This is a genomic window from Sorangium sp. So ce363, assembly GCF_051520435.1.
Classification (GTDB): domain Bacteria; phylum Myxococcota_A; class Polyangia; order Polyangiales; family Polyangiaceae; genus Sorangium; species Sorangium cellulosum_B.
The window spans coordinates 4,488,737-4,512,462 of record NZ_CP150333.1 but is presented as its reverse complement, the minus strand read 5'-3'; the positions used below and the strand labels follow the sequence as shown (position 1 = coordinate 4,512,462).

Here is a 23,726-nt window from a genome sequence, read left to right as displayed (position 1 = left end):
CGGCTCACGCTAGCTTCCGGGCCGAGCGCCCCTGCTCCGGTCCGACCCATGCGCCCCTCTCTCCTGGTCCTCGTGCGCCACGGCCACACCGCCGGTAACGGCGCCGGCCCCACGACGCCGATGAGCGGGTGGACCGACACGCCGCTCGACGCGCGAGGGCGTGAGGAGGCCGAGGCGCTGCGCCGCCGCCTCGCCGGAGGCCCGGCGTTCGACGCCGTGTATTCCAGCCCGCTGCGCCGCGCGCTCGAGACGGCGCGGATCGCGGCCGGCGCGTGGGGCCCGGTCCGCCCCCACGACGGGCTGCGCGAGATCGGCTGCGGCGACGTGGACGGCCTCCCGATCGAGGAGGTCAAGGCGCGCCACGCCCCGCTCTGGGAGGCGCACCTGCGCCAGGCCGACGACGATTTCCGCTGGCCAGGCGGGGAGAGCTACCGGGAGCTCCGCGCGCGCTGCCTCGCGACGATCGCGGCGATCGCCGCGGCGCACCCGGGGCAGCGCGTGCTCGTGGTCACGCACGCGGGCGTCATCGGCCAGATCCTCGGGGCGCTGCACGGCGTCCCGCCCGCGCGCTGGGAGCCGTTCCGACCGGGCAACGGCAGCCTCACGTCGCTCTCGTGGCAGGGCGAGCGCGGCGTCCTCTTGCGCTTCGACGACCGCGAGCACCTCAGCTCCAGCACGCGTCGGCCCGGCGGATGACGCGCAGCCAGTCCGCCGCGTTCCGTGCCGCGGCCTCGAGCGCGCCGGGCGCGCTCTCGCGGCAGGCCATCGCGAGGTGGTGCCCGAGCGCGCCCGCGAGCGCGTTGGACGCGGCCGCGAACCAGTACGCGTCGCGCAGCGGCCGGGTCAGCGCGGGGGCGAGCCCGCGCGCCGAGAGGTAGCCGGCGAGCAACGTATCGTGGCGGCGCCGCGCCTCCGGCTCCCAGTAACCGAGGGCCTGGAGCCACGAGCTCACGTCCTCCAGCGGCGAGCCGATCCGCGCGCGCGCCCAGTCGAGCAGCACCGGCTCCACGACGCCGTCGCGCCGGCGGACCATGACGTTGCCTGGGTGCACGTCGCCGTGGATCACCGCGCGGCCGAGCGGCTGGAACGCGAGGAGCTGGCGGCGCATCGCGGGCAGCGCCGAAACGACCCGCCGCAGCGCGGGCAGCGCCCGGGCGAGCGCCGGGACCTCGCCGCGGGGCAGGCGCTCGGCCAACGAGAGGGTATCCCGCGCCATGGCCAGGTTCTCGGCCTCGTAGTCCCAGGCCGGCAGCGCGGCGCCCTGCGCCGTCTCCTCGTGGAGGCGCGCCAACCGCTCGAGCACCCGGGCCGTGTGCCCGCTGTCGGCCCAGGGCCAGGCGTGCGCCGGCTCGATCCGCTCGAGGTAGAGCAGCCAGCGCTCACGCCCGAGCCGTTCCGCGCCGAGCAGCTCGGGCGAGAAGCGCCGGCCGACGGACGTCGAGAGCCGCCGGTAGACGGCCGCCTCGCGCGCGGCCTTGCCGTGCACGAGCTTGGCCACGAGCGTGACCCGGCGCGCCCCCGCGCCGCCGCGCAGCCGCGCGGTGACGAGCGCGACCTCCGAGCAGAGCCCGCCGGGGAGCGGGCGTATCTCGATGGCCGAGTCGCAGACAGCATCGCCGTGGCGGGCGACCAGAAAGGCCGTCACCGCGACGCGATCCAGGGCATCTCGCGTCATCCGTCGCCTCCGGGCCCCACGATGCGCCGAGGCCAGCTCACGATCCACCCTGCGCCTCGAATCCGCTCCATGCGCCTGGCCATGCCGGAGCGGCGGCGCCCGACCGCGCCAGAGCGACGCCCCCGGCCTGGCGCGCCCGTTCGCGCTGGATCCGGTCGCCTGAACGAGTATTCTCCCGTGCGGGTGTCGCGGCGGCAGAGCGCCGCGACAGGTCTTCCTGGGACGGTCGGGCCGCCTTCCCCCCTCGCGCGACGTCGCTCGCGCCTCGGTGGTCCATTGCGTCGATCCCCCTCTCAGGAGCTTGCCCCCGGAACCTGGGCCCCCGCGCGCCGCATCGCCGAGCGCGTCCTCGGCCCGATCGAGCGCTTCTTGCACGTCGAGGCCGCCAGCGGGATCGTCCTGCTGATCGCGTCCGCCGTCGCCCTCGCGTGGGCGAACTCGCCGTGGGGCGACGCCTACGAGCACCTCTGGCACGTCCCGATCACGCTCAGCGCGGGCTCGCTGGCGTTCACGCAGCCGCTCCACTTCTGGATCAACGAAGGGCTGATGACGATCTTCTTCTTCGTCGTCGGCCTGGAGATCCGGCGGGAGATCCACGAGGGGGAGCTCTCGGATCTCAAGCGCGCGGCGCTGCCGGTCGCCGCGGCGGTGGGCGGCATGATCGCGCCCGCGCTCCTCTACCTGTCGCTCAACGCGTCGCCGGCCTCGCGGAACGGCTGGGGCGTCCCCACGGCGACCGACATCGCGTTCGCCGTGGGCGTCCTGGCGTTGCTCGGCAAGCGCGTGCCCCCTGCCCTGCGCGTGCTCCTGCTCGCGCTCGCCATCATCGACGACATCGGCGCCATCATCGTCATCGCGCTGTTCTACTCCTCGGGCGTCGCGTGGAGCGGCCTGCTCGTCGCGGGCGGCGGGGTCCTCGCGGTGCTGGTGCTCCAGCGCTTCGGCGTGCGTTCGCCCGCCGCCTACGTGGCCCCCGGCGCTGTCGTCTGGTGGGGCATGCTCCGCGCCGGCGTCCACCCCACGATCGCCGGCGTCGTCATCGGGCTCCTGACGCCGGTGCGCTCCTGGTTCGGCAGCCACGGGTTCGTCGCCGCGGCGCGCGACGCGGTGGACAGGGTCGCCGCGCTCACCAAGCGCGACGGCTACCGCACGGACGAGCTGATCAAGCCCCTCGGGCGAATCCGGCAGGCCCAGCGCGAGGCGCTGCCGCCCGTGGTCCGGCTCCAGGCGGCGCTCCACCCGTGGGTCGCTTACGGCATCATGCCGCTGTTCGCCTTCGCCAACGCCGGCGTCCGCGTCGACGGCGCCTCGCTCGGCCACGCGGCCTCGGGGACGATCCTGCTCGGGGTCATGCTCGGCCTGGTCGCCGGCAAGCCGCTCGGCGTCTTCCTCGCGAGCTTCGCGATGGTCCGGCTCGGCGTCTGCGCCCTGCCGCGCGGCGTCGGCTGGCGCGGGATCGCGGTCGTGGGCTGCGTCGCGGGCATCGGCTTCACGATGGCGATCTTCATCGCGGGCCTCGCGTTCGGCGACGCCGCGATGCTGGCCGCGGCGAAGCTGGGCGTCCTGCTCGCCTCGGCCGTGGCGGCCGTGGTGGGGCTCCTCGTCGGCAAGCTCGCGCTGTCCGGGGCCCCGACGCCCGGCGCGGCGCTGACGCTCGAGGAGGCCGAGAGGTCGACGGAGCAATAGCCGCCGCGGGAGACCGACCGCGCGACCAGCTCTACCGCGCCTTCCGGACGAGCTGACGTGCCCTGTCCGGCCAGCGGCGGTTCGGCGGCCCCTCGGGGACGGGCGCGCCGCGCTTCACCAGCGCGCCGCGGCCTGCTCCGCCGCCTGTCTGGCCTGCGCGACCGCCGGCGCGGAGATGCCGCGAAACCGCTCGACCACCGCCGCGGGCGCGGACTCGGGCGTACCCGCCTGGAACGGCGGGTCGGGGGCGTACTCGATGGCGAGCTGCGCCAGCTGTGCGGCCTCCTCACCCTGAAGCTTGGCGGCGATCCGGAGGCCGAAATCGATGCCTGACGTCACGCCGCCTCCCGTGATGCGGTTGCGGTCCTCGACATACCGCGCGTCGACGGGCTCGGCCGCCAGGAGGGGCAGCACCTCGCGCATGGCCCAGTGCGTGGTCGCGCGGTAGCCGCGGAGCAGCCCCGCCGAGCCGAGCACGAGCGACCCCGTGCAAACGCTCGTCACGTAGCTCGCCTGCTCCGCGCGCGCCGCGAGGAAATCGAGGACCTCGCCGTCCTTCATCACGGCGATCGTGCCCTCGACGCCGCCCGGCACGAAGAGGATCTCGAGCTCCTCGGGGCACGTGTCGAAGGTCGCCGTGGGAAGGAGGGTGATCCCCGTATCCGTCGTCACGGGGTCGAGCGTCTTCCACACGAGGTGAATCCGCGCATTGTCAAACGTACTGAACACGGCCTGAGGACCGATGAGGTCAAGCGCGGTGAAGGCCGGGTAAATCAGCATGGCGATGTGCTTCATCGGGGAGCCCTCTCCTCCAGGTGTCGTGGGCGATCGTCCGGGAACGGCGTCGTCTTGCGCGCACCCGCCGAGCGTTTGCAGGGTGGCGAGCGCGGCGCTCACGGCGGCGAGATCCAAGATTTGTCGGCGTCTCATGCGGCCTGTGTACGCGCTGCCATGCGGCGCGACCATGCGACACGTTGTCCTGCGGCGCGATGTCGCATGGGCGGGAGCGCCCGGGGGGAGCAGGCGCGCTCGATGGTCGTGCAGTACGTTGGACGGTGCACGAGCGCGCCGGAGCGCTGGGACGAGCCTATCGGACGGGAGTCGTTCGCGGCCGGCGAGGCTCACGCATCGCATGCGCGATCGCTGCTTTCAGCGTGCCGAAGGTCGTGATCCCCTGAAGATCGACGTCGATCTCCAGGAGCGCGCGGGCCGTGTCGGCGCGCATTCCGGTGAGCAGCACCCTTGCCCCGAGCATGCCGGCGGCGTGCGCGCATCGGACGAGCGCGCCGGCGGCCTCGGCCGTCACGGCGGACATACCTGTGATATCGAGGATAACCATCTCGGCCCCGCTCGTGGCGACGCCGTCGAGGAGCCGCGCCATCATCCGAGCCGCGCGCCGATCATCCATCGCACCGATGATGGGCATGACCACGATCTCGTCGCTGATGGGGATGAGAGGCGTGGAGAGCTCCTCCACGAGCTTCTCTTGCATCCGGATCATCTCGTCCTGGAGGAGCCGCTGGGCCCTCTGCGCGTTGTACCGGCTGGTCACGTCGAGGATCACGCAAAGGATCGCGGGCGCGCCCTTGAAGAGGGTTCGCGCGACGAACACGTCGATATAGAGCTCGGCGCCGTCCTTGCGCCGAGCCCGGAAGGCGCGCTGATTCTCGGGGGAGAGCGCGCCCCGATCCACGCTCGCCGCGCCCTCGTGCAGCGAAAGGAGGAGCGGCCGCTGCTCCTCGTCGATCAGCGCGAAGGGCAAATTCATCGCGATGAGCTCATCAACGGTATAACCGAACGTCGCGCTCAGCGCGGGGCTGACGTAGACGGGGCTGCCGTGCTGGACCATGACCATCCCGAACCAAGATTGCTCCTCGAGGCTCCGAAAACGCGCCTCGGCGTCGCGGAGCGCCTGCGCGAGGAGCTTCTGGTTCGTGATCTCATGGATGAGCACGAGGACCTCATCCGGACCGCTCGGCATGACGTGCGCCTCGTAGGACGCGCCTTCTCCGCCGGTGAACATCTGGAATTCGACTGTCTGAACCTCACCCGTCAGGAGCGCCGGCTCGATACAGCGGAAGATGAGCGGACCAAATTCTGGATTGACGTCCTGTATCGGCTTGCCTGGCGGAAGGGGCGACGACGCGCGACCTCTGCTGCCAGCCGCGGCAGAGTTCAAATGAACGCCGTCGCGACGAAGGCGAACGCACATGTCGGGGACGACGGTCGGGCTCGTTACGATTTTGCCGAACATGAAAATGAATTTCATATTCTATACGGACCACGCCACCCGTCAAGCTCACAAATTGTAATACATATAACAATGACCAGCCGGCTGCTGCCATCGCGTGGTCGACATCCTCGCTCAGCGCTGGCGAGCGGCTCCGAAGCCAGCCGCGGACGCGTGGGCGACCGGGAAGCTCACAAGCCGTGCTGCCTCTGCCTCGCTCACCCGGGCAAGCGACGCCGCACGTGCCGATTGGGAGCAGACGGCTACGCGCGAGGAGGCGTGGCGCGGCGATCCGAAGATTGACGCGATCCGCGACGTCACGTAGATTCATGAAAATGACTATTCATTTCAATTCGGCGCAGGGACGATCCGCGCGCGCAGGGGCACCATGAAGACACGGGATGGCGTGCTCCCGGGCGGGATCCCCTACGTAGCCGCCGGCGAGGGGCCGCCGCTCGTGGTGTTTCCGGGGTTTGCTCCCAGGAACGAGAACCCCCAGGGGCTCGAGCGCGCGCTCGCGTTCGGGGCGTTCGGCGAGCTGCGGTCTCGGTACACGATCTACCAGCTCGCGCGACGGCCCGGAGTCGCCGAGGGCGCCACCGTGGAGGACTTTGCCAACGACTATGCCACGGCGATTCGGGCGACGTTCGGCGGTCCCGTGATGGTCGTCGGCGTGTCGACGGGCGGGGCTGCGGCGCTGCGCCTCGCCGCTGATCATCCGGATCTCGTCGAGCGCCTTGTCGTGGCAGGGGCCGCCCACACATTCACACCCGAGAGCCGTGCAGCGATGCAAGGCTGGCTCGACCGCGCCAGACAAAGGCGCTTCCCGATGCAGGCGATGACGATCGTGCTCACCACGTCTCCATGGTGGCGGCCGCTCGCGCGCGTCGCCCTGTTCCTGCTCAACGACCTCCCCGATCGCGGCAAGGACCTCTCCGATGGCATCGCCACGTGCCAGGCCTTGATGCGCTTCGACTGCGCCGATCGTCTGCGCGACATCCGCGCTCCGATGCTGCTCATCCTTGGCGAGCGCGATGGCTTCGTCTCACCCGCGATCCGCGAGGCCACGATCCGCGGCGTCGCAGGCTCACGACTGGCCGTCTACGAGCGACGCGGGCACGCGGGCATCCTGCGCGACAAGCGATTTGCACGCGATGTCGGCGCGTTCTTCGGTCGCGACGCCGAAGGCACGAAGGGCGACTCCACAACGGAGGCCGATCGCGTCGTGACCTCGGACGAGCGCACGTGACCGCAGCTCGGTGTCATCGGAGCCCGTCGATGTACGTCCCTCCGTCGTCGAGATCCAATCAGGCAGTTGCAGGGCGGCGACACGCACGCCGTGGACGTCGGGCTCACCTCGCCGTCAGCGAGGCAGCGCTACGCGCCGAACGCACCTCGATCTCGGCTGCGGCTCGGTTTTGCTCCTGGCCGGATATGCCTCTCCGGAGTTGCCTCTATGTATGGATGGCCCGATTCCCCTCCTGGAGATCCGTGCCTGCCTCGGCTTGACGCTGCGCGTGTCCGACATTCATACTGTGGCAACAAGGGGCCGCTGACGGCCCGCCCTCGCCGTACAGCAAGAGCGGGTTCCCCGGGCTGGCCGCCGAGGCGCAAACAGGGCGTTCTTTCACGGCGCCGCGCTGCGACGATCACGAAAAATTGACTGTCGGTGGCGGATACCCTGTGGGGCCAGCGGTCCCGCGCAGCGCCGCTGCATGCTCTCCTTGACCGGAGGGATCGCACAGGCGCGCCCCCGCGGAGCCCGAGCAGCGCGCCGGATTCGCACGTATCCCAGAGCACCACGGAGGCATGGCGATGAACGAGCGTCGGGGACAACACGGCAAGCGCAGCGGTGGCTCGGATCCGCCTGCCGGGCAAGGGATCGCTCCGGCACCGGAGCCCATCTCCAAGACGGGTGGACCGGAGGCGCGCACGCGCCGAGGCGAGCCGGCGGAGCGCAGGAGCGAACGGGACCTCCTGTCCCGCTCCGAGGTGTGCGCACCACCGCCGTGCCCGGTCCGCGAAGAGCGGCGGATACCGAAAAAATTGAACCTGGTCTTCGAGACGGCTGGCGTCCTGGGCATCGCGGAGGTCGGGGCCCTCGCTGCGCTCTTGGAGGCGCTCGTCAAGGAGGAGAAGTACAAGGACACGTACATCTCCTATCTCGCAGGGACGTCCGCTGGCGCCATCATCGCCGCTCTCCTGGGCGCCCGTTATACGCACACGGAGATCGCCGATCTGTTCAACATCGACGTCGCGAAGCTCACGAGAGCCTCCGGGCTCGGCCGCTTGCCGATCGTGGGCGCGTACGCGGGCATGGCATGGGGGCTCCTCACCCGGCTCGGATTCTTCCAGAGCGACTATTTCCTGCAGCTCCTTCGGGACGCGCTGCGAGCCAAAGGCGTCAGGACCTTCGGCGACCTGGTCATGCCCGGATGTGAGAGGGAGAGAGATCCGGCGCGCAGGTACAGGGTCCACGTGGTCGCCTCTGACATCACACGCGGGCGCATGCTCGTCCTACCCGACGACGTCAACACCGATCTATACGGGGTCGAGCCGGACGACATGGACGTGGCTCAGGCCGTGCTGATGAGCTCGAGCATGCCGCTCTGGTCCCCCCCGGTCCGGGTCACGGGCGCGAACGGGGTCGAGAGCTACATCGTAGACGGCGCGCTGACGAGCGGCTTTCCCATCCACCTGTTCGACGTCGCGGCGCCGGAGACGGCGGACACGTTGACCCTCGGAATACGGGTGAGCTCCGAGAGGTATAACACGGTCAAATTTCCCGCTTTCTACCACGTGTTCCGCGCCGCGATCGCCACGGCGTTCATGGCGCGCGACGAGAGCGAGATCTCGAAGCGCGTCGACAAGCTGAAGTGGGCGAGGACGATCCAGATCAACGCAGGCACCGCCACCCCCTTCGAGCGCCTGTCGCCGCTGAGGAGGGAGAGCCTGTACAACGCCGGCTACCTCACCATGAAGCGAGCCGTTGACGGGAACATCCTGGAGCGGGGCACGCCGGTCCACGTTGCCGCAGGGAGCGCGGAGCGGCGCGAATCGGGCCCGACGCAGACATGATCACCACGCAGCCCGGAGAGAGACCCATGGATCAGCACATGGATAGGGAAGAGCCGCTCGCGCTCGCATGCGCGCCAGGGCCGGAGAGGAGCGAGCGGGATCTCTTGTCCCGTCACGAGCCGTGCGAGCCCGAAGAGCCGGCGGGGGACACCGCCAAAGAGCGGTATCCTCCCAAGAAGTTGAACCTGGTCCTCGAAGGCGGCGGCCTCAGGGGGGTCGCGCTGGTCGGCGCGGTCGCTGCGCTCGCAGAGGCGCTCACCCAGAAGTACAAGGACACGTACATCTCGTACCTGGCTGGGACCTCGGCAGGCGCGATCGTAGCTACCCTCCTGGGAGCCGGCTATACGCCCGCGGAGATCGCCGGCATCATCGGTGGCCCTGAGTTCGCGAGGGTCGCGGACCCCGCCGGCCCGAGCTTCATCCCGGTCGTGGGCAGTCCCATCGCGATGGCCTGGGGGGCCATCACGCGGCTCGGGATGCTCAAGGGCGACGCCCTCCTCTCGCTGTTCCAGGAGAAGCTCGACAAAAAGGGCATCAGGACCTTCCGCGACCTCGTCATGCCCGGCTGCGAGAACGAACGAAACCCGGCCCGCAGGTACCGGGTACACCTGATCGCCTCCGACATCACGAGGGGCCGCATGCTCGTCCTCCCCGACGACATCAGCGCCGAGTTCTACGGGGTCGAACCCGACGATCTGGAGGTGGCCCTCGCCATGCGGATGAGCATGAGCTTCCCCTTCGTGTTCAGGCCGGTGCAGGTCACGGGGCGCAACAAGGTGACGAGCTACATCGTGGACGGCGGCCTCTTGAGCAATTTCCCCGTACACCTGTTCGACACCGGCGCGCCGGCGCCGGAGGATACGCTGACGCTCGGGATTCGCGTCCTCCGTGCTCGGTATCACTCGATTCGCGCTCCTTTCATCGCTGCCCGCGCGCTCTGGGCCATCGGCTCCACGGTGCAAGAGGCGCGCGACGTCGGCGACACATCCAAGCTGGTCGATAGGCTGAAGTGGGCGCGGGTGATCGAGGTCAACGCGGAAGCGGTGCCGATCTTCAAATTCAGCACGAACCCACTCGCCCTGTCGCCCGTCGAGCGAGAGCTCCTGTACAACGGGGGTTACTACGTCACGAAGCGAGCCCTCGGCGCCGACTTTCTTGAGCGAGCGCGGGCGGTGCACGCCGCCGCAGCCAGGGCCGAACGAGGAGCGCGAGGCACGCCGGGGGCGGCGGTGGTCCGTCCGCGGCACGCGGGAGGGACCGAGGAGCCAGGCGGCCAATGAGCCTGCGGAACACCGCCCATCCTCCCGCCGCATGACCGACCGCCGCCGGAGCTCACTCCTTCGACAGATAGGCGATCACGAAGCACATCTCCTGATTCGTCCCTTCCCCCCAGGGCACGTCCTGCGGCGGGAGGGAGAACTGCCCCTCGCTGTCCACCGTGTTGTCCCATGTGCACTCGGTGACGAAGCGATCCCCGGTCCCCCAGCGAATCGGCTCATCGAACATGTAGAGCGCCTGGTGGTGGAACTCGAACTCGCCGCGCGCGGCGCACTCGCTCGCTCCGCCGTCGCGCTCGATCCAGGCCCGGTACGAGCGGCCGAGCACGTGCATGTGCGGCATGACGCCGTACACGAGCAGCGGCGGGCCCTCGTTCGGCGCGGAGCTCTGCTCGGTATGCGCCTCGGCGCCCGCGGGGATCGTGAAGGGGACCGGGCCGAACACATCCATGTAGACCTCGGCGCGAGGCGCCTCGCGCGAGAGCTCCAGGCGGTAGCCGGACCGGTCGCGCGCGTCCGAGTTTCTGCGCCCGAAATAGTGCATCTGCATCACGAGCTGCTCGCCGGGCTCGACCCGGACCCCGGCGCCCTCCGGCAGCCGCGTCACCCCGACGCCGGGCGCCCAGCTGTGGAGCAGCTGCCAGTCGAGCTCGATGACCGGATCGCGGCACGGGAATGCGCGCGTCCCCGGCGCGACGCCATAACCGATGCCCGCGTCGCCGCCGAGATCCCGGTACACGGCCATGTGGTGCACCACGGCCGGATTGCCGACCTCCGCCTCGAACGCCGTGATCCAGGCCGGCTCGGAGAAGGGGTTGTCGACGATCGTGCAGAAGTACTCGTTGCCGTCGTCGTCGAGGGAGACCTCGTGCTCCTCGGGCATCTCGAGCGTGGCGTCGGGCGCCTCGATGGTGTCCGCCCGGCCCCGCGGCGGCGGCGAATCGACCGGATCGCCGAGCGGAGCGCCGTCGCGCGCCCATGCCTCGAAGAGGAGGCGCTCCGCTTGACTGAGGCTCATCCTCTCCGCGCCTTCGTAGCTGCGGCAGCTCGGGTCCAGCACCGGCGGCGGCATGTCCCCCGCGCTCACCCGCAGCGACATGAGCGCGGCCAGCCGCCGCGCCGTCGCCGCGTCCGTCAGCGCCACCCCGCCGACGCCCGCGCCGTCGTGGCAGGAGGCGCACGAACGCTCCACGAGCGGCTGGATGTCCCGGTACCACGTCACCTCCGGCCCCGGCGACGCGGGCGCCTCCCCGTCGCCCCCACACCCCATCGTCCCCACCGCCCCGAGCACGAACACCACCGCGCTCCGTGCCCTGCGCATAGCTTCGCCCCTCGTCATCCCACGCCTCCTGTCGTCTTGGCCGGCTCAGGAGCCGCATCTCCGCGAGAGCTCCTGTCAATCGACCGTTTCAAACGATTGTTTAATAGCCAGTCGGCGGTGTGTCAAGGGCCGAGCTCGACGAGGGCGGCGGCGATCCTCGAGCGGCGGCGACGTGAGAACGGAGAGGCGCGTGTCGGCGCGCGTGCGGATGCCAGCGCACATCCGGCACGGGGGGCCGAGCCGTGCGCGCTCGGCTAGGATCGCCAGCATGCGCAACCCCCGCCTTCTCCTGCCGCTGGCGACGGCCCTGGTCCTGGGATCCTTGCAAGGTGCCGGCTGCTCCGGCGAGTCGCCCGGCCCCGAGGGGTCGCGCTGCGAGCCGTCGGGCGGCGGGCCGCACTGGCTCCTCGAGGGCGAGACCGTGACGTTCCCCGTGACGTGCGCGACCGGCCTCGCGCTCCCCGACGGCGCGATCGAGGTCGGCCCGCTCCCCGACGGCGCCACCTACGACCCGGTCGCGCGCGAGGTGACGTTCTCACCCGGGCTCGACCAGGCCGCCGTCTACGAGATCGAGATCCGCGTCGCGCAGACGTCCGAGGTCGGGCGCGTCAAGATCGGCGTCGCCGACGACTGGGCCGATCCGTCGAACGTGCCTGTCGTCGATCCGGCCCGCTATCCCGAGGAGTACGGCCTGCCGGTGCTCTTCCTCTCGCCGACCCCCGAGGCGAAGGAGTACGCGCCGGCCACGGTGGTCTACCGCGGCCGCTCGTACACCGCCGAGGCGGAGCTCCGCGGCGAGAGCTCGCTCGGGTATCCGAAGAACAGCTTCACCCTCAAGTTCCCCAAGGAAGACAAGTTCAACGAGCCCGACGAGGCAGGCGGGTTCACCGATCGCCGCAAGGTCGTGCTCATCACGACGTTCGACGACAACTCCTATGTCCGGCAGCGCCTTGCGTACGACCTCTGGAACCGCCTGGATCCGGAGCACATCCAGATCAAGACGTACAGCGCTGTGGTGTACCTCGACGGGCAGTACGCGGGGCTCTACACCGTGGCCGATCACGTCAACGGCTACCTGATGGAGGACCACGGGTACTCGCAGGACGGCAACCTCTACAAGGCGGTCAGCCACGACGCGAACTTCGCGCTGACCGCGCACGGCGACGAGCCAAAGGAGACGCTGCACGACGGCTTCGAGAAGAAAGAAGGGACGCCGCCGGAGGGCGAGCCGGAGGCGTTCGCGGACCTGGAGGATCTCGTGAGCTTCGTCGCCACGTCCGAAAAGGCCGCGTTCGCCGCCGAGATCGGGTCGAGGATCGATCTGCGCGATTACGAGGACTGGTGGATCTTCGTCACGTTCATCATGGCCGACGACTCGGCCGGAAAGAACAGCTACCACTACCGCGATCCAGTCGCAGGCACCGTGTTCCGCTATGCGCCGTGGGACTTCAACGCGAGCTTCGGCCAGACGTGGCAGACGGAGCGCCAGTCGGCCTCGACGCGCGTCGAGTACCTCGACGTGAACCTCCTCTTCCAGCGCCTCCTGGAGGCGCCCTCGATCGGCGATCCGCTGCGCGCCCGCTACGGAGAGGTCCTGCGCGGCGCGCTCGGCGACGCCGAGATCCAGGCGATCGTGGACGGCTACCTGGCGCGCATCGACGCGAGCGCGCGCCGGGACGAGGCGAGGTGGGGCGAGGCGTACCGGAGCTACGAGGGCTGGAGCGGGCGCGGCGACTTCACGACGTACGAGGAGGAGATCGCGTACCTGAAGGCGTGGATCTCGGAGCGGTGGCAGCACCAGGACGCGCTCTACTGAGCGGCTGGCCGCTCGTCGCGCGGCCGGAGCGGACGTTGACATCCCCCAGCGCGGCGGCGTGAATGCTGCGCGTGGATCCATCACCTCCCCCCTCGTCCCGGCCGCGCGCGCCGCGCGCCGATCTGCCCGGCAATCGCGGCGATCGCGCGGAGCCCTCGCTGACGGTCGCCTCGCTGGTCGCGCAGTCCGTGCCGCCGCCCTCCGCGGCCGCCAGCGCGGCCGCGGTCGCGCCCCGGCCGCGCGCCGCGTGGATGCGGCCGGCGCCGCTGCTGGTCGGCTGCGCCGGCCTCCTCGGGATCGACCTGGCGCTCGCGATCACCCCGCGCGCCTCGATGGCGCTGACCGCGCTGGAGACGCTGCTCGTCCCCGCGTGGGTCGCGGCCGTGATCGCGCTGGAGCGCCGGCGCAAGGCGCTCCCGGGCGCGAGGATCGAGGCCAGGCGGCCTCGGCTCGCGCTGTTCCTGCTCGCGTTCAGCCTGCTGCTCGTGTGCATCGGCGAGAAGTGGCTCCTCGTCTGGCAGCCGGCCGACGACCCGGGGAACCGCGGCGTCGCGCTCTACCGCGCGTACACCGCGCTCGCGTTCTTCCTGGCCATCGGCGGGCTGCTCGGGCGCCGGCCGCTCGAGCGGCTCCTCGCCACCGCCGCGGAGCACCCGGCGCGGCTCATGGCCGTGTCGTTCGGGGTCGCCACGCTGATCGGCAGCTTCCTGCTCACCCTGCCGCAGTCGCTCCGGGACATCGGCGACGCCTCGTTCATCGACGGCCTGTTCATGTCCGCGAGCGCGGTGTGCGTGACCGGGCTCGCCGTGCACAACGTCGCCGAGACGTACACGCCGTTCGGCCAGGCGGTCCTGCTCCTCCTGATCCAGATCGGCGGGCTCGGGATCATGGTGCTCTCGACGTTCTTCGCCATCCTCGCCGGCAGGAGGCTCAGGCTCCGCGACGCGGCCGTGATGGCCGAGATGATCGACGCCGAGTCGTTCGCCCGCCTCCGCCGCAGCATCGCCGCGATCGTCCTGTTCACGCTCGGCATCGAGGCGGTGGGCGCGCTCGCCCTGCTGTTCTGCTTCCTGCCCCACCACGAGATCGTCTCCGGGCCCGTCGCCGGGGAGCCCCTCTCCGGCGCCGGCGATCACCTCTGGGCGGCCGTCTTCCACGCGGTCAGCGCGTTCTGCAACGCGGGCTTCTCGCTGTTCAGCGGGGGGCTCGTCCCGCTGGTCGGCTCGCCCGCGGTCTGCGGCGTGGTGATGGCGCTCGTGATCCTGGGGGGCCTCGGCTTCCCGGTGCACGACGAGCTCCTGCGGCGGCTCCGGCTCCGGCTCCGCGACGAGCGGCCGCCGCGGCTGTCGCTGCACAGCCGGGTCGTCCTGATCACCACGGCGGTGCTGCTCGTGGCCGGGGCCGCGGGCGTCTTGCTGCTCGAGCGGCGCCGATCGATGGGGGATCTCTCGTGGCCCGTGACGGTGCTCGCGAGCTTCTTCCAGTCGGCCATGACGCGGACGGCGGGCTTCAACACGATCGATCTGGGCCTCATGGGCCCGGCGACGTGGATGCTCACCTGCATGCTGATGTTCGTCGGCGGCGCGCCGGGCTCGACCGCGGGCGGGGTCAAGGTCACGACCGTCGCCGCGCTGTTCGCGATGCTGCGCGCCGAGCTGCGCGGCGAGGAGACGCCGCGCCTGCTCGGCCGGACCCTCCCGGCGGCCACGGCGCGCCGCGCCCTGGGGGTCGCGTTCCTCAGCGTGGTGCTCGTCTCGGGGTTCTTGCTGATCATGCTCGCCCTGGAGCCGCACGATCCGATGGGCCTCGCGCTGGAGACGGTCAGCGCGTTCGCCACGGTCGGGCTGTCGGCGAACCTCACGCCGTCGCTGAGCGCGCCGGGGAAGGTGGTCATCACGCTGGCGATGTTCATCGGCCGCATCGGGCCGCTGACGCTGGCGCTGGCGCTCGCCAACCAGGCGAGGGCGCGGAGCTACCGACTGCCGGAGGAGCGCGTCGGCATCGGATGAGCGCCGCGCTGGTCGCCTCCGCCCCGGCCAGGGACGCCCGCTCGACGCCGAGGGTGGTCGCCCGCTCCTCGGAGATGGGAGCGCTCCGGGCCTCCCCCGCCCGGTCCTCCGATCTGTGGCGCTGGCCGCGGATCCGTGAGACGTTCGCGGCGCCGCGCCGCCAGGAGGCGGCGCGCGATACCGGACCATGAGATCGAAGAGCGTCCTCGTCATCGGGCTCGGCCGGTTCGGTACGTCGATCGTCGAGACCCTGTGGAAGGCCGGGGCGGAGGTCATCGCGGTCGACAACAACCCCGAGGCGGTCGACGCGGTCAAGGACAAGACCTCGGCCGCCTTCGTCGGCGACGCCACGGTGCACAAGGTGCTCGAGGGGATCGGCGCGCAGTACGCCGAGACCGCGATCGTGACGTTCGGCGAGCACTTCGAGCCGTCGGTGCTCTGCGTGGCCTCCCTGGTCCGGATGCGCGTGCGCGAGGTGATCGCCCGCGCCGCCACCGATCGCCAGGCCGACATCCTGCGCGCCGTGGGCGCCACCCGCGTGATCCAGCTCGAGACCGAGATGGGCCGCCGCGTCGGCGCCGACATCACCATGCCGCTCGCCCAGGATCTGCTCGACCTGGCCAGCCACTACCGCGTGGTGCCCTGGAACGCGCACGGGCCGCTCGTCGGGCAGACGCTCGCCAGCTCGAAGATCCGGCAGCGGTACCGGATCAACGTGCTCGGCGTGCGGCCGCACATGAGCAAGCAGCCCGGCGACAAGCCGCGCCTCGAGGCGCCCACGCCGGACTACATGATCCGGGACGGAGACACGCTGCTGCTCGTGGGCGACGGCGACGACGTGAGCCGGTTCGTGGCCGAGGTCGGGGGCTGATCGGCCTCCGTGCCTCCGGCGTCGAGGCGCCCCGAACAGGCCACCCGAGCACAATCCTGGCCACCCATTCCCGCTTCTCCCCTCGTCCTCGATGTGCGAGAGCGCCAGGCACATGCGTTCTTCCACAGCGCCCTCTGCGATGCGCCTCGCTGTTTCGGAAGCGCTGCTGCTCGCGGTCGCGATGACCGCCAGCGCAGCGCGCGCGCAACCCGCCGACGCGCCGCCGCCCGAGCCTCCGCCCGCCGAGGGGGACGTGGGCGGGGCCTCCGTTCCTCGCGGCGGAGCCGGCGCGGTCGTCGTCCCCCAGCCGGGCACGGCCCAGCCGGCGCAGCCCACCGCCGTCAACCCGCCGAAGCTGATCACGTACGCCCCGCCCGTGTATCCGGTCGAAGCCCAGCGCGCCGGCGTCGAGGGGAGCGTCATCCTCAAGCTCGACATCGACAAGACCGGGCGCGTCACCAAGGCCGAGGTCGCGACGCCGGGCGGACACGGCTTCGACGAGGCCGCGCTCGCGGCCGCGCCCGGCCTCGTGTTCGAGCCGGCGCGGCGCCCGGACGGCACGCCGGCGCCGGCGCGCATCCTCTACCGGTACGGGTTCACGCTCACCCCCAAGCCCGCCGACACGGCGGCGCCGGCCCCGCCCGCCGACGTCGAGACGGTCGTCGGGACCGTCCTGTCCGCGAGCACCGGCGAGGGGCTCCCGGACATCTCGGTCAGCCTCCTCCGGCCCGACGGCGGCCGCGAGGACGTGAAGACCGACCAGCGCGGCAAGTTCCGCTTCAAGAACCTCCCTCCCGGCAAGTACCGCGTCGAGGTCGCCGCCGCGGGGTTCGAGCCGTTCACGGCCGAGGAGGACATCGCGGAGGGCGAGGCGATCGAGGTGCGCTACCGCATCTCGCTCGCGGCGCCCAAGGACGGCCAGGCGCAGGGCATCGAGGTGACCGTGCAGGGCGAGCGCCCGCCGCGCGAGGTGACCCGGAGGACGCTCGAGCGCCGCGAGATCGACCGCATCCCGGGGACCGGCGGCGACGCGCTGCGCTCGCTGCAGAGCCTGCCCGGCGTCGCGCGCAGCGGGTTCGGGCTGCTCATCGTGCGCGGGTCCGCGCCGCAGGACACGCTCACGTTCATCGATCGCACCCCGGTGCCGATCATCTACCACTTCGGCGGCCTCTCCTCGGTCGTGCCGACCGAGATGCTCGAGAAGATCGACTTCTACCCGGGCAATTTCAGCGCCGTGTACGGCCGCGCCATGGGCGGCATCGTCGACGTCGGGCTCCGCTCGCCGAAGCAGGACGGCAAGTACCACGGCGTCGTCCAGCTCGATCTCATCGACGGGCGCGTGCTCCTCGAGGGGCCCGTCCCGTACCTCAAGGACTGGAAGTTCATCGCGGCGGGCCGGCGGAGCTGGGTCGACGCGTGGCTCGGGCCCGTGCTCAAGGAGGCGGGCTCCAGCGTGACGCAGGCGCCCGTCTACTACGACTACCAGTTCGTCCTCGAGGGCCGCCCCTCCGCCAGCGAGCGCGTGCGCGCGAGCTTCTACGGATCGGACGACGCCTTCAAGATCACCCTGGACAAGCCGCCGGAGGACGAGCCGGCGCTGACGGGCGACTTCGGGCTGCACACCGCCTTCCAGCGCCTCCAGCTCAGCTACGAGAACCGCCTGGGGAACCGGGACAGGATCCTCTGGTCGCTGGCCCTCGGCAGGGACGTCTTCGATTTCGGGGTCGCGCCCTTCGCCTTCAACGTCACCACGGCCTCGCTCGACCTGCGGCTGGAGTACTCGCACCGGTTCGCCAGGTTCCTCACGATGAACGTCGGGACCGACCTCTCGAGCGGCATCGCGACGGTCAACCTCCACGCGCCGACGAGGCAGCCGGCAGGCCACCCGTCGAACCAGCCGTTCTCGACGCTCCCCGCGCAGGACCAGTCGTTCGACGGCCCGTACTCCCGGCCGGCCGCCTACGCCGAGTTCGAGGTGGTCCCCTCGCCGCGCGCGCGGATCGTCCCCGGGGTGCGCGTCGACTACGCGCTCGACACGCACACGCTCGACGTGAGCCCGAGGGTCAACGCGCGCTACGACATCCGGAGCGGCTTCCCGCGGACGACGGCGAAGGGCGGCGTGGGCCTCTACTACCAGGCGCCCCAGTTCCAGGAGAGCGTCGAGCCGTTCGGAACGGCGGATATCAAGTCGAACCGATCCATCCACTACGGCCTCGGGGTGGAGCAGGAGATCACGCCGCAGATCGACGTGACGGTGGACGGGTTCTACAAGCAGCTCGATCGGCAGGTCGTCTTCTCAGCCGAGAAGGACGGATATGCCAACGACGGCACCGGGTACGCGGTGGGCGGCGAGGTGCTCTTGAAGTACAAGCCAGACGACCGCTTCTTCGGCTGGGCGGCGTACACCCTCTCGCGGTCGGTGCGCACGGACGCCCCCGGCGAGGAGGAGCACCCCACGCCATGGGACCAGACGCACGTGCTGACCGTGCTCGGGAACATGCAGCTCGGCCGGGGCTGGGAGGTCGGCGCGCGCTTCCGCCTCGTGTCGGGCAACCTGCAGACCCCCTATGTCTGCGATCCGGAGCAGAAGGGGTGTGATCCGAACCGGGTGAACGCGATCTACCATGCTTCCTCGGGCAAGTACTCGCCCTTCCCGCTCGGGGGCGACTACAGCGAGAGGATGCCGCTGTTCCATCAGCTCGACGTCCGCGTCGACAAGACGTGGCGATTCAAGAGGTGGCAGCTCGGGCTCTACCTGGACGTGCAAAACGTTTACAACTACCAGGCTGCGGAGGGCATCAGCTACAACTTCAACTACACCAAGCGGGAGTACGTGACGGGGCTCCCCTTCCTGCCCACGCTCGGGCTGCGAGGAGACTTCTGATGAAACGGACCCGACTGCCCTCTCGCCGCGCGCTGCTCGCCGCGCTCTCGACCCTGGCCCTCGGCATTCCCTGCTGCTCGGGGAGCGACCTGGCTCCGTCGTCCGAGGTGGAGGGGCTCCGCGTCCTCGCCGTGACGGCGGACGAGCCGTACCCGGCGCGGGGCACGCCCGTGACGTTCCAGATGACGTACGCCGACGCGCTGGGCGACGCCGACGGCAACCCGCGGAACGTCGAGGTCACGTGGATCGGGGGCTGCGTGAACCCGCCTGTCGGCGTGGACGCGCAGATCGGGTGCCTCGGGCAGTGGCTGGGCACTTACATGACGGCAATGGCCCCGCCGCAGGGAGGAGAAGGTGGCGGCGGCGAAGGCGGCGGCGCCAACGACGGCGGCGGCGGTGCCAACGACGACGGCGGCGGCGGCAACGCCAACGGCGGCGGTGGCAACGGCGGCAGCGCCGGCGGCGGCGGCAACGCCAACGGCGGCGGTGGCACCAACGGCGACAGCGGCAATGACGGCCAGGAGGAGCAGACCGCTCTCTTCAAGCGACAGGGGCTCGAGTCGGGGCTGAGCGGCAAGCCCAACGCAGCGTCGTTTACGTGGACGCTGTCCAGCGACATCCTCAGGCGCGAGGACGCAGCATACACCGCGATCGGAACGAAGTACTCGTCGGCCTACGTGTTGTTCGCCGTGTGCGCCGGCAAGACGCGGCCGTCTCCGGCGCTGTCCGCAGCGCTGGCGGCGGTTCTGACAGGCGCTGACCCGTCCGCGGCGCTGGCAGACGGCCTGGGGATTCCACTGGAGTGCGTCGACGAAGACGGGAGGGTGCTCGGTCCGGACAGCTTCGTCGTGGGCTACACGCAGGTGTTTGTCTTCCAGGATTCGGATCAACGAGCCAACACGAACCCGCCCATCGACGACTTCACGCTGAAGCTGGACGACAAGGAGGTCGCGCTCGGCGAGAGCGGCCTGCCCGTCGTGGAGCCGTGCATCCGGCCGGAAACGAAGGCCCAGGGATGCGGCCCGGCAGAGCCGGACGCCGACGACTGCACGACCTACGACATCGACGTGATCGTGCCGTCCGACGCTGCCGACGTGGACGTGGAGGCCACGGGGCTCGGGGGGCCGCCCGCGCACGAGGCGATCTGGGTCGACTACTACACGGACGGGGGCGGATTCGACGGGGCGAGGCGCCTCGTGAGCGACGCGGTGACGGGCCCCGGCGAGCGCCACGGGACCACCTGGACGCCGCCTTCGAAGCCGGGGCGCGTGTCGCTGTGGGCGGTCGTCCACGACACGCGGGGCGGATCGAGCGTGAAGCAGATAGAGGTCGAGGTGCGGGAGAAGGAGTAGTCATGCCGCCGCTCGATCTGCACGTCGCCCTGTTCGGCGCCTCCGGCGCAGGCAAGACGGTCCTCCTGGCGGCCTTCTACCGGGCGCAGACGCAGCCCTCGTTTCAGATCGAGCACGCGTACAAGATCCAGGCGGTCAACAAGGCGCAGGGCAACCAGCTCCTCGGGCGCTTCTACCGCCTCGAAGAGGGCAGGTTCCCGGACGGCAGCACGCGCTTCGACGCGTACGAGTTCGACTTCTTCCCGAGGGACCTGCCGGAGGCGGCGGTCCGCATCCACTGGTACGACTACCCCGGGCGCTGGTGGGAGGACGAGCCGATCGACGCGGAAGAGCGGGAGGCGATGCGCCAGGGCCTGCTCAAGCTCGGCATGAGCCACGTCGGGATCCTCCTGGCCGACGGCGCGAAGTACCGGAGCGAGGGGACCGGCTACATCCGGTGGCTCTTCGAGCACTTCGCCGACGAGTGCGACCGGCTGCGCCGGACCAGCGCCGCAACGGGCGACGAGGTGAGCTTCCCGCGCGAGTGGATCCTCGCCCTCAGCAAGGCCGACCTGTTCCCGCCGGAGTACAGCGCGAGCGACTTCGAGCGCGAGGTCTGCCGGGACGCCGACGATCAGCTCGCCAAGCTCTGCGCCGTGCTCCGCGCCGAGCGCGCGTTCGGCCACCGCTTCATGCTGCTCTCGTCGGTCGCCGCGCCGGTCGACGCCGACGCGCAGGTCGACCCGGGCACCTCGCTCGGCGTGCGCACGCTCGCGCCCGCGGTCCTTGTGAGCACCGTCGAGGGCGCGGTCCGCGAGGCGCAGGCCACGAGGAAGGAGAGATCGGCCGGAGAGACGTTCTTCCAGGGCCTGCGCGATCTGGTCACGTTCGTCGACTCCCTCGACGATTTCCTCCCGAAGCGATACCAGATCGTGAGCAAGATCCTGCGGTTCGTCTCGATCAAGGACTTCGCGACCACGCGGCTCGACAGGCTCCAGAAGACCCGCGAGGGCGCGATCCGGAGGGGCGACGCGTTCACGGCGGTCCTGAGCGCGATGGCCGCGGCCCTGCGCAACGACGAGGGAGCGCGGGCCTACCACCAGAACCAGTAGGACAGCCATGCTCGCGCCCGCGCCAGCGTCCGTCGTCGAGACCTCGCGCCTCCTCTGGAGGACGCGCGGCGAGCACTGGGACTACGAGTTCATCTGCGTGCCCGAGATCCCGGCCCTCCCCGCCTGGCTCACGGCGCTCGAGGCCATGATCGGCGACGCCGACGCGAGCGCCGGAGAGCTCCGTTATGGCCTGCTCGAGATCGACGAGCCCGGGCCGAGAGGCCCTCTCGTGTTTCCCTACGTGGCGACGCGGTTCCTCGATCCGGCGCGGAAGGACTGGACCGGAAGGCAGATCCAGCACTTCGCTGTGTGGTTCCCGCCGATCCCGGAGGAGGCGATCGAGGCGCTGCCCGGGGCGATCCCCGCCGACTGGCACCTTCGCGTGCTCGAGTGCCTCGCGGGAACGTACGGCTCCGGCGAGGTGTTCGGGCTGCCCGAGGCGGCGATCCGCGCGTCGAGGCGGGGTGTTCCTGAGAGCCGGGCGGCGCGCGCGATGGCGATCGTGAAGCGCACGCCCCCGGTGGCGCTGCTCGAAGGCGAAGCCGCGCCCGCGCGGTGGAAGCGAGTGCCCACCGTAAAAAAAAAGTGCCTGGATCCTCCGGACGCGGTGAGCCTGCAGGTGGCAGGAGCAGGCGATAACGGCAAGCGCCCGGGACTCGGCTGCTTCGCGGTCAGTCTGCTGGTGATCCTCGCCGTCAGTCGACTGATGATCGGATGGGTGGCGGGCTGAGGCGGCCGCGCGGCGCGCGCGCGCCCTGGAGCTGGAGCACGCACGCGGGGAGCGGCCGCCGGGCGCGAGCTCCAGCCGGCGCGACTCGCCCCGTCAAGGGCCGAGAGGGCGGCCGGAGCGCGCGCGCGGGACGGCGGTCATTGACCGTCCATGGCCTGGCGCAGGCTCAGCGGCCGCATGTCGGTCCAGACCTTCTCGATGTGCTGGAGGCACGCCGCGCGCGTCCCCTCGGTGCCCTCGGCACGCCAGCCGAGCGGCAGATCACGGGTCGCCGGCCAGATCGAGTACTGTTCTTCGTGATTGACGACCACCCGGAAGATGGTCTCGCTGTCCTCGGAGTCGCTCATCGTGCACCTGCGCGGCTGTCGGCCAGCGCGCATGGTAGGAGCGGCCGCGGTGACATGCAAGCCATTCCTGGAGGTGGCCACTCACGCCGGAGGATCGTGGCCCGACCCGCCGGCGCCCACTATGCTCGCCCCGATCGCCGCGCCAGAGGCGGCGCGCCATCAACGCATGACGGAGATCTGCTGTGAATGACCATCCCGCATTGACACCTGGCCGCGCCGCCGTGGTGACCGGCGCCGCCAGCGGCATCGGCCTCGCGGCCGCCGAGCGCTTCGCGCGCATGGGCATGAAGGTCTGTCTCGCCGACCTGGACGGACCGGCGCTGCACGAGGCCGCTGTGCGCGTCGCCGCCGCCGCGCCCGGCGGCCAGGCCGACGTGCGCGCGGTGCCGACCGACGTCGCCAGGCTCGAGGACGTGCATCGGTTGAAGCAGGCCGCCTACGACGCGTTCGGCGAGGTGGCGGTCCTGATGAACAACGCCGGAGTCGGCGGCGGCGGCAAGCCGTGGAAGGACATCGAGCGCTGGCGGCGGCTCATCGAGGTCAATCTGTGGGGCGTGATCCACGGCGTGCAGGCGTTCACCGAGGCGATGATCGCGCAGGGCACCGCCTGCGCCATCGTCAACACGGGCTCGAAGCAGGGCATCACCACCCCGCCCGGCGACGCCGCCTACAACGTCTCGAAGGCCGGCGTGAAGGTGCTGACAGAGCAGCTCGCCCACGAGCTGCGCAACGTGGCGGGTTGCAAGATCACCGCCCACCTGCTGATCCCGGGCTACACGTTCACCGGGATGACCGCGCGAGGCCCGGAGAAGCCCGCGGAGGCATGGACCGCCGATCAGGTGGTGGATCTGATGCTCGAAGGCATGGCCCGTGGCGACTTCTACCTGCTCTGTCCCGACAACGCGGTCACGCGCGAGATGGACGAGCGCCGCGTGCAGTGGGCGGCCGACGACCTGATCCGGAACCGACCTGCGCTGTCGCGGTGGCATCCAGAGTACGCCGAGGCGTTCGCCGCGTTCATGGCGGGCGCTGCGAAGCCCTGACGGGGCAGGCTGCCCGGAGCGCACGCCGCTCGCAGGCGAGGCGGGCCCGGCCCCGGGCAGCATAAAGATCCGTCGCTGTAACAGGAGAACTGCACAGGTTGTTTTCAGCCGCCCGAATTGAATGTTTCACTTCGCGTGATGGTCGGGCCCCTCACAACACAACAGCGCAGAGATCCTGGCCCGTCGCGCTGCTCCTCCTCTGGATGCAGATCGTGCGACGAGGTCCTCGACGAACGGTCGCCCGCGGCCCAGTCTACCCGCCAGCTGTATGGTCCCGCTCCCTGCCCGTCCGCTTCAGACCCACTGGTGTAGCGAG

18 protein-coding genes are annotated in these 23,726 nt (G+C 70.8%); 13 read left to right on the top strand and 5 right to left on the bottom strand.

Going from position 1 to position 23,726, the window contains the following annotated elements:
- Nucleotides 1-48 precede the first annotated feature (48 nt).
- Entirely contained in the window at nt 49-696 is a 648-nt protein-coding gene (locus WMF12_RS17160; protein ID WP_437872610.1) for a histidine phosphatase family protein, read from the top strand.
- On the opposite strand, the gene WMF12_RS17155 is transcribed toward WMF12_RS17160, so the two are convergent.
- Complete coding sequence (locus WMF12_RS17155; RefSeq protein ID WP_437872609.1) at nt 665-1,675, bottom strand: phosphotransferase family protein; 1,011 nt, start codon at nt 1,673-1,675, stop codon at nt 665-667. The two genes, WMF12_RS17160 and WMF12_RS17155, sit on opposite strands and share 32 nt — an antisense overlap.
- 276 nt (nt 1,676-1,951) lie before the next feature.
- On the opposite strand from WMF12_RS17155, the gene nhaA reads away from it, so the two are divergent.
- Entirely contained in the window at nt 1,952-3,361 is a 1,410-nt protein-coding gene (gene nhaA, locus WMF12_RS17150; RefSeq protein WP_437872608.1) for a Na+/H+ antiporter NhaA, read from the top strand.
- A 114-nt stretch (nt 3,362-3,475) separates the two neighbouring features.
- On the opposite strand, the gene WMF12_RS17145 is transcribed toward nhaA, so the two are convergent.
- Nucleotides 3,476-4,156, bottom strand: coding sequence for a DJ-1/PfpI family protein (locus WMF12_RS17145; protein ID WP_437872607.1), 681 nt, complete (start codon nt 4,154-4,156; stop codon nt 3,476-3,478).
- 292 nt (nt 4,157-4,448) lie between these two features.
- Nucleotides 4,449-5,384, bottom strand: coding sequence for a PAS domain S-box protein (locus WMF12_RS17140; RefSeq protein ID WP_437872606.1), 936 nt, complete (start codon nt 5,382-5,384; stop codon nt 4,449-4,451).
- 595 nt (nt 5,385-5,979) lie between these two features.
- On the opposite strand from WMF12_RS17140, the gene WMF12_RS17135 reads away from it, so the two are divergent.
- The 3 genes from WMF12_RS17135 (at nt 5,980) to WMF12_RS17125 (ending at nt 9,949) form a co-directional block, all read left to right on the top strand.
- The gene (locus WMF12_RS17135; RefSeq protein ID WP_437872605.1) at nt 5,980-6,840 is read left to right on the top strand and encodes an alpha/beta fold hydrolase; all 861 of its coding nucleotides are present in this window, start codon (nt 5,980-5,982) and stop codon (nt 6,838-6,840) included.
- A 566-nt stretch (nt 6,841-7,406) separates the two neighbouring features.
- Nucleotides 7,407-8,669, top strand: a complete 1,263-nt coding sequence (locus tag WMF12_RS17130; RefSeq protein WP_437872604.1) for a patatin-like phospholipase family protein — start codon at nt 7,407-7,409, stop codon at nt 8,667-8,669.
- A gap of 38 nt (nt 8,670-8,707) precedes the next feature.
- Nucleotides 8,708-9,949: a patatin-like phospholipase family protein gene (locus WMF12_RS17125; RefSeq protein WP_437872603.1), complete on the top strand. Its 1,242-nt coding sequence runs from the start codon at nt 8,708-8,710 to the stop codon at nt 9,947-9,949.
- Between the two features lie 52 nt (nt 9,950-10,001).
- On the opposite strand, the gene WMF12_RS17120 is transcribed toward WMF12_RS17125, so the two are convergent.
- On the bottom strand, nt 10,002-11,267 hold the full coding sequence (locus WMF12_RS17120) for a hypothetical protein (protein WP_437872602.1): 1,266 nt from the start codon (nt 11,265-11,267) through the stop codon (nt 10,002-10,004).
- Nucleotides 11,268-11,535: 268 nt separating this feature from the next.
- On the opposite strand from WMF12_RS17120, the gene WMF12_RS17115 reads away from it, so the two are divergent.
- The 7 genes from WMF12_RS17115 to WMF12_RS17085 all read left to right on the top strand — a co-directional run bounded on the left by WMF12_RS17115 (nt 11,536) and on the right by WMF12_RS17085 (nt 22,020).
- Nucleotides 11,536-13,083 carry a CotH kinase family protein gene (locus WMF12_RS17115; protein ID WP_437872601.1) on the top strand — a complete coding sequence of 516 codons (1,548 nt, stop codon included), beginning with the start codon at nt 11,536-11,538 and terminating at the stop codon, nt 13,081-13,083.
- Between the two features lie 62 nt (nt 13,084-13,145).
- Nucleotides 13,146-15,092, top strand: coding sequence for a TrkH family potassium uptake protein (locus WMF12_RS17110; RefSeq protein ID WP_437872600.1), 1,947 nt, complete (start codon nt 13,146-13,148; stop codon nt 15,090-15,092).
- A 187-nt stretch (nt 15,093-15,279) separates the two neighbouring features.
- A complete protein-coding gene (locus tag WMF12_RS17105) occupies nt 15,280-15,963 on the top strand; it encodes a potassium channel family protein (protein ID WP_437872599.1) in 684 nt (227 codons plus the stop codon).
- A gap of 139 nt (nt 15,964-16,102) precedes the next feature.
- Entirely contained in the window at nt 16,103-18,847 is a 2,745-nt protein-coding gene (locus WMF12_RS17100) for a TonB-dependent receptor domain-containing protein (RefSeq protein WP_437872598.1), read from the top strand.
- Entirely contained in the window at nt 18,847-20,199 is a 1,353-nt protein-coding gene (locus tag WMF12_RS17095) for a hypothetical protein (RefSeq protein ID WP_437872597.1), read from the top strand. Before WMF12_RS17100 ends, WMF12_RS17095 begins: the two co-directional genes overlap by 1 nt.
- Before the next feature lie 2 nt (nt 20,200-20,201).
- Nucleotides 20,202-21,290 (top strand): hypothetical protein, encoded by a 1,089-nt coding sequence (locus tag WMF12_RS17090; protein WP_437746697.1) that lies wholly within the window; start codon nt 20,202-20,204, stop codon nt 21,288-21,290.
- Nucleotides 21,291-21,297: 7 nt separating this feature from the next.
- A complete protein-coding gene (locus WMF12_RS17085) occupies nt 21,298-22,020 on the top strand; it encodes a hypothetical protein (RefSeq protein ID WP_437872596.1) in 723 nt (240 codons plus the stop codon).
- Nucleotides 22,021-22,157: 137 nt separating this feature from the next.
- Here WMF12_RS17085 and WMF12_RS17080 read toward each other — a convergent pair whose 3' ends face one another.
- Nucleotides 22,158-22,367 carry an MbtH family protein gene (locus WMF12_RS17080; RefSeq protein WP_437300257.1) on the bottom strand — a complete coding sequence of 70 codons (210 nt, stop codon included), beginning with the start codon at nt 22,365-22,367 and terminating at the stop codon, nt 22,158-22,160.
- 182 nt (nt 22,368-22,549) lie between these two features.
- Between WMF12_RS17080 and WMF12_RS17075 the strand changes: the two genes are divergently transcribed.
- Nucleotides 22,550-23,410 (top strand): SDR family NAD(P)-dependent oxidoreductase, encoded by an 861-nt coding sequence (locus tag WMF12_RS17075; RefSeq protein ID WP_437872595.1) that lies wholly within the window; start codon nt 22,550-22,552, stop codon nt 23,408-23,410.
- Nucleotides 23,411-23,726: the final 316 nt, after the last annotated feature.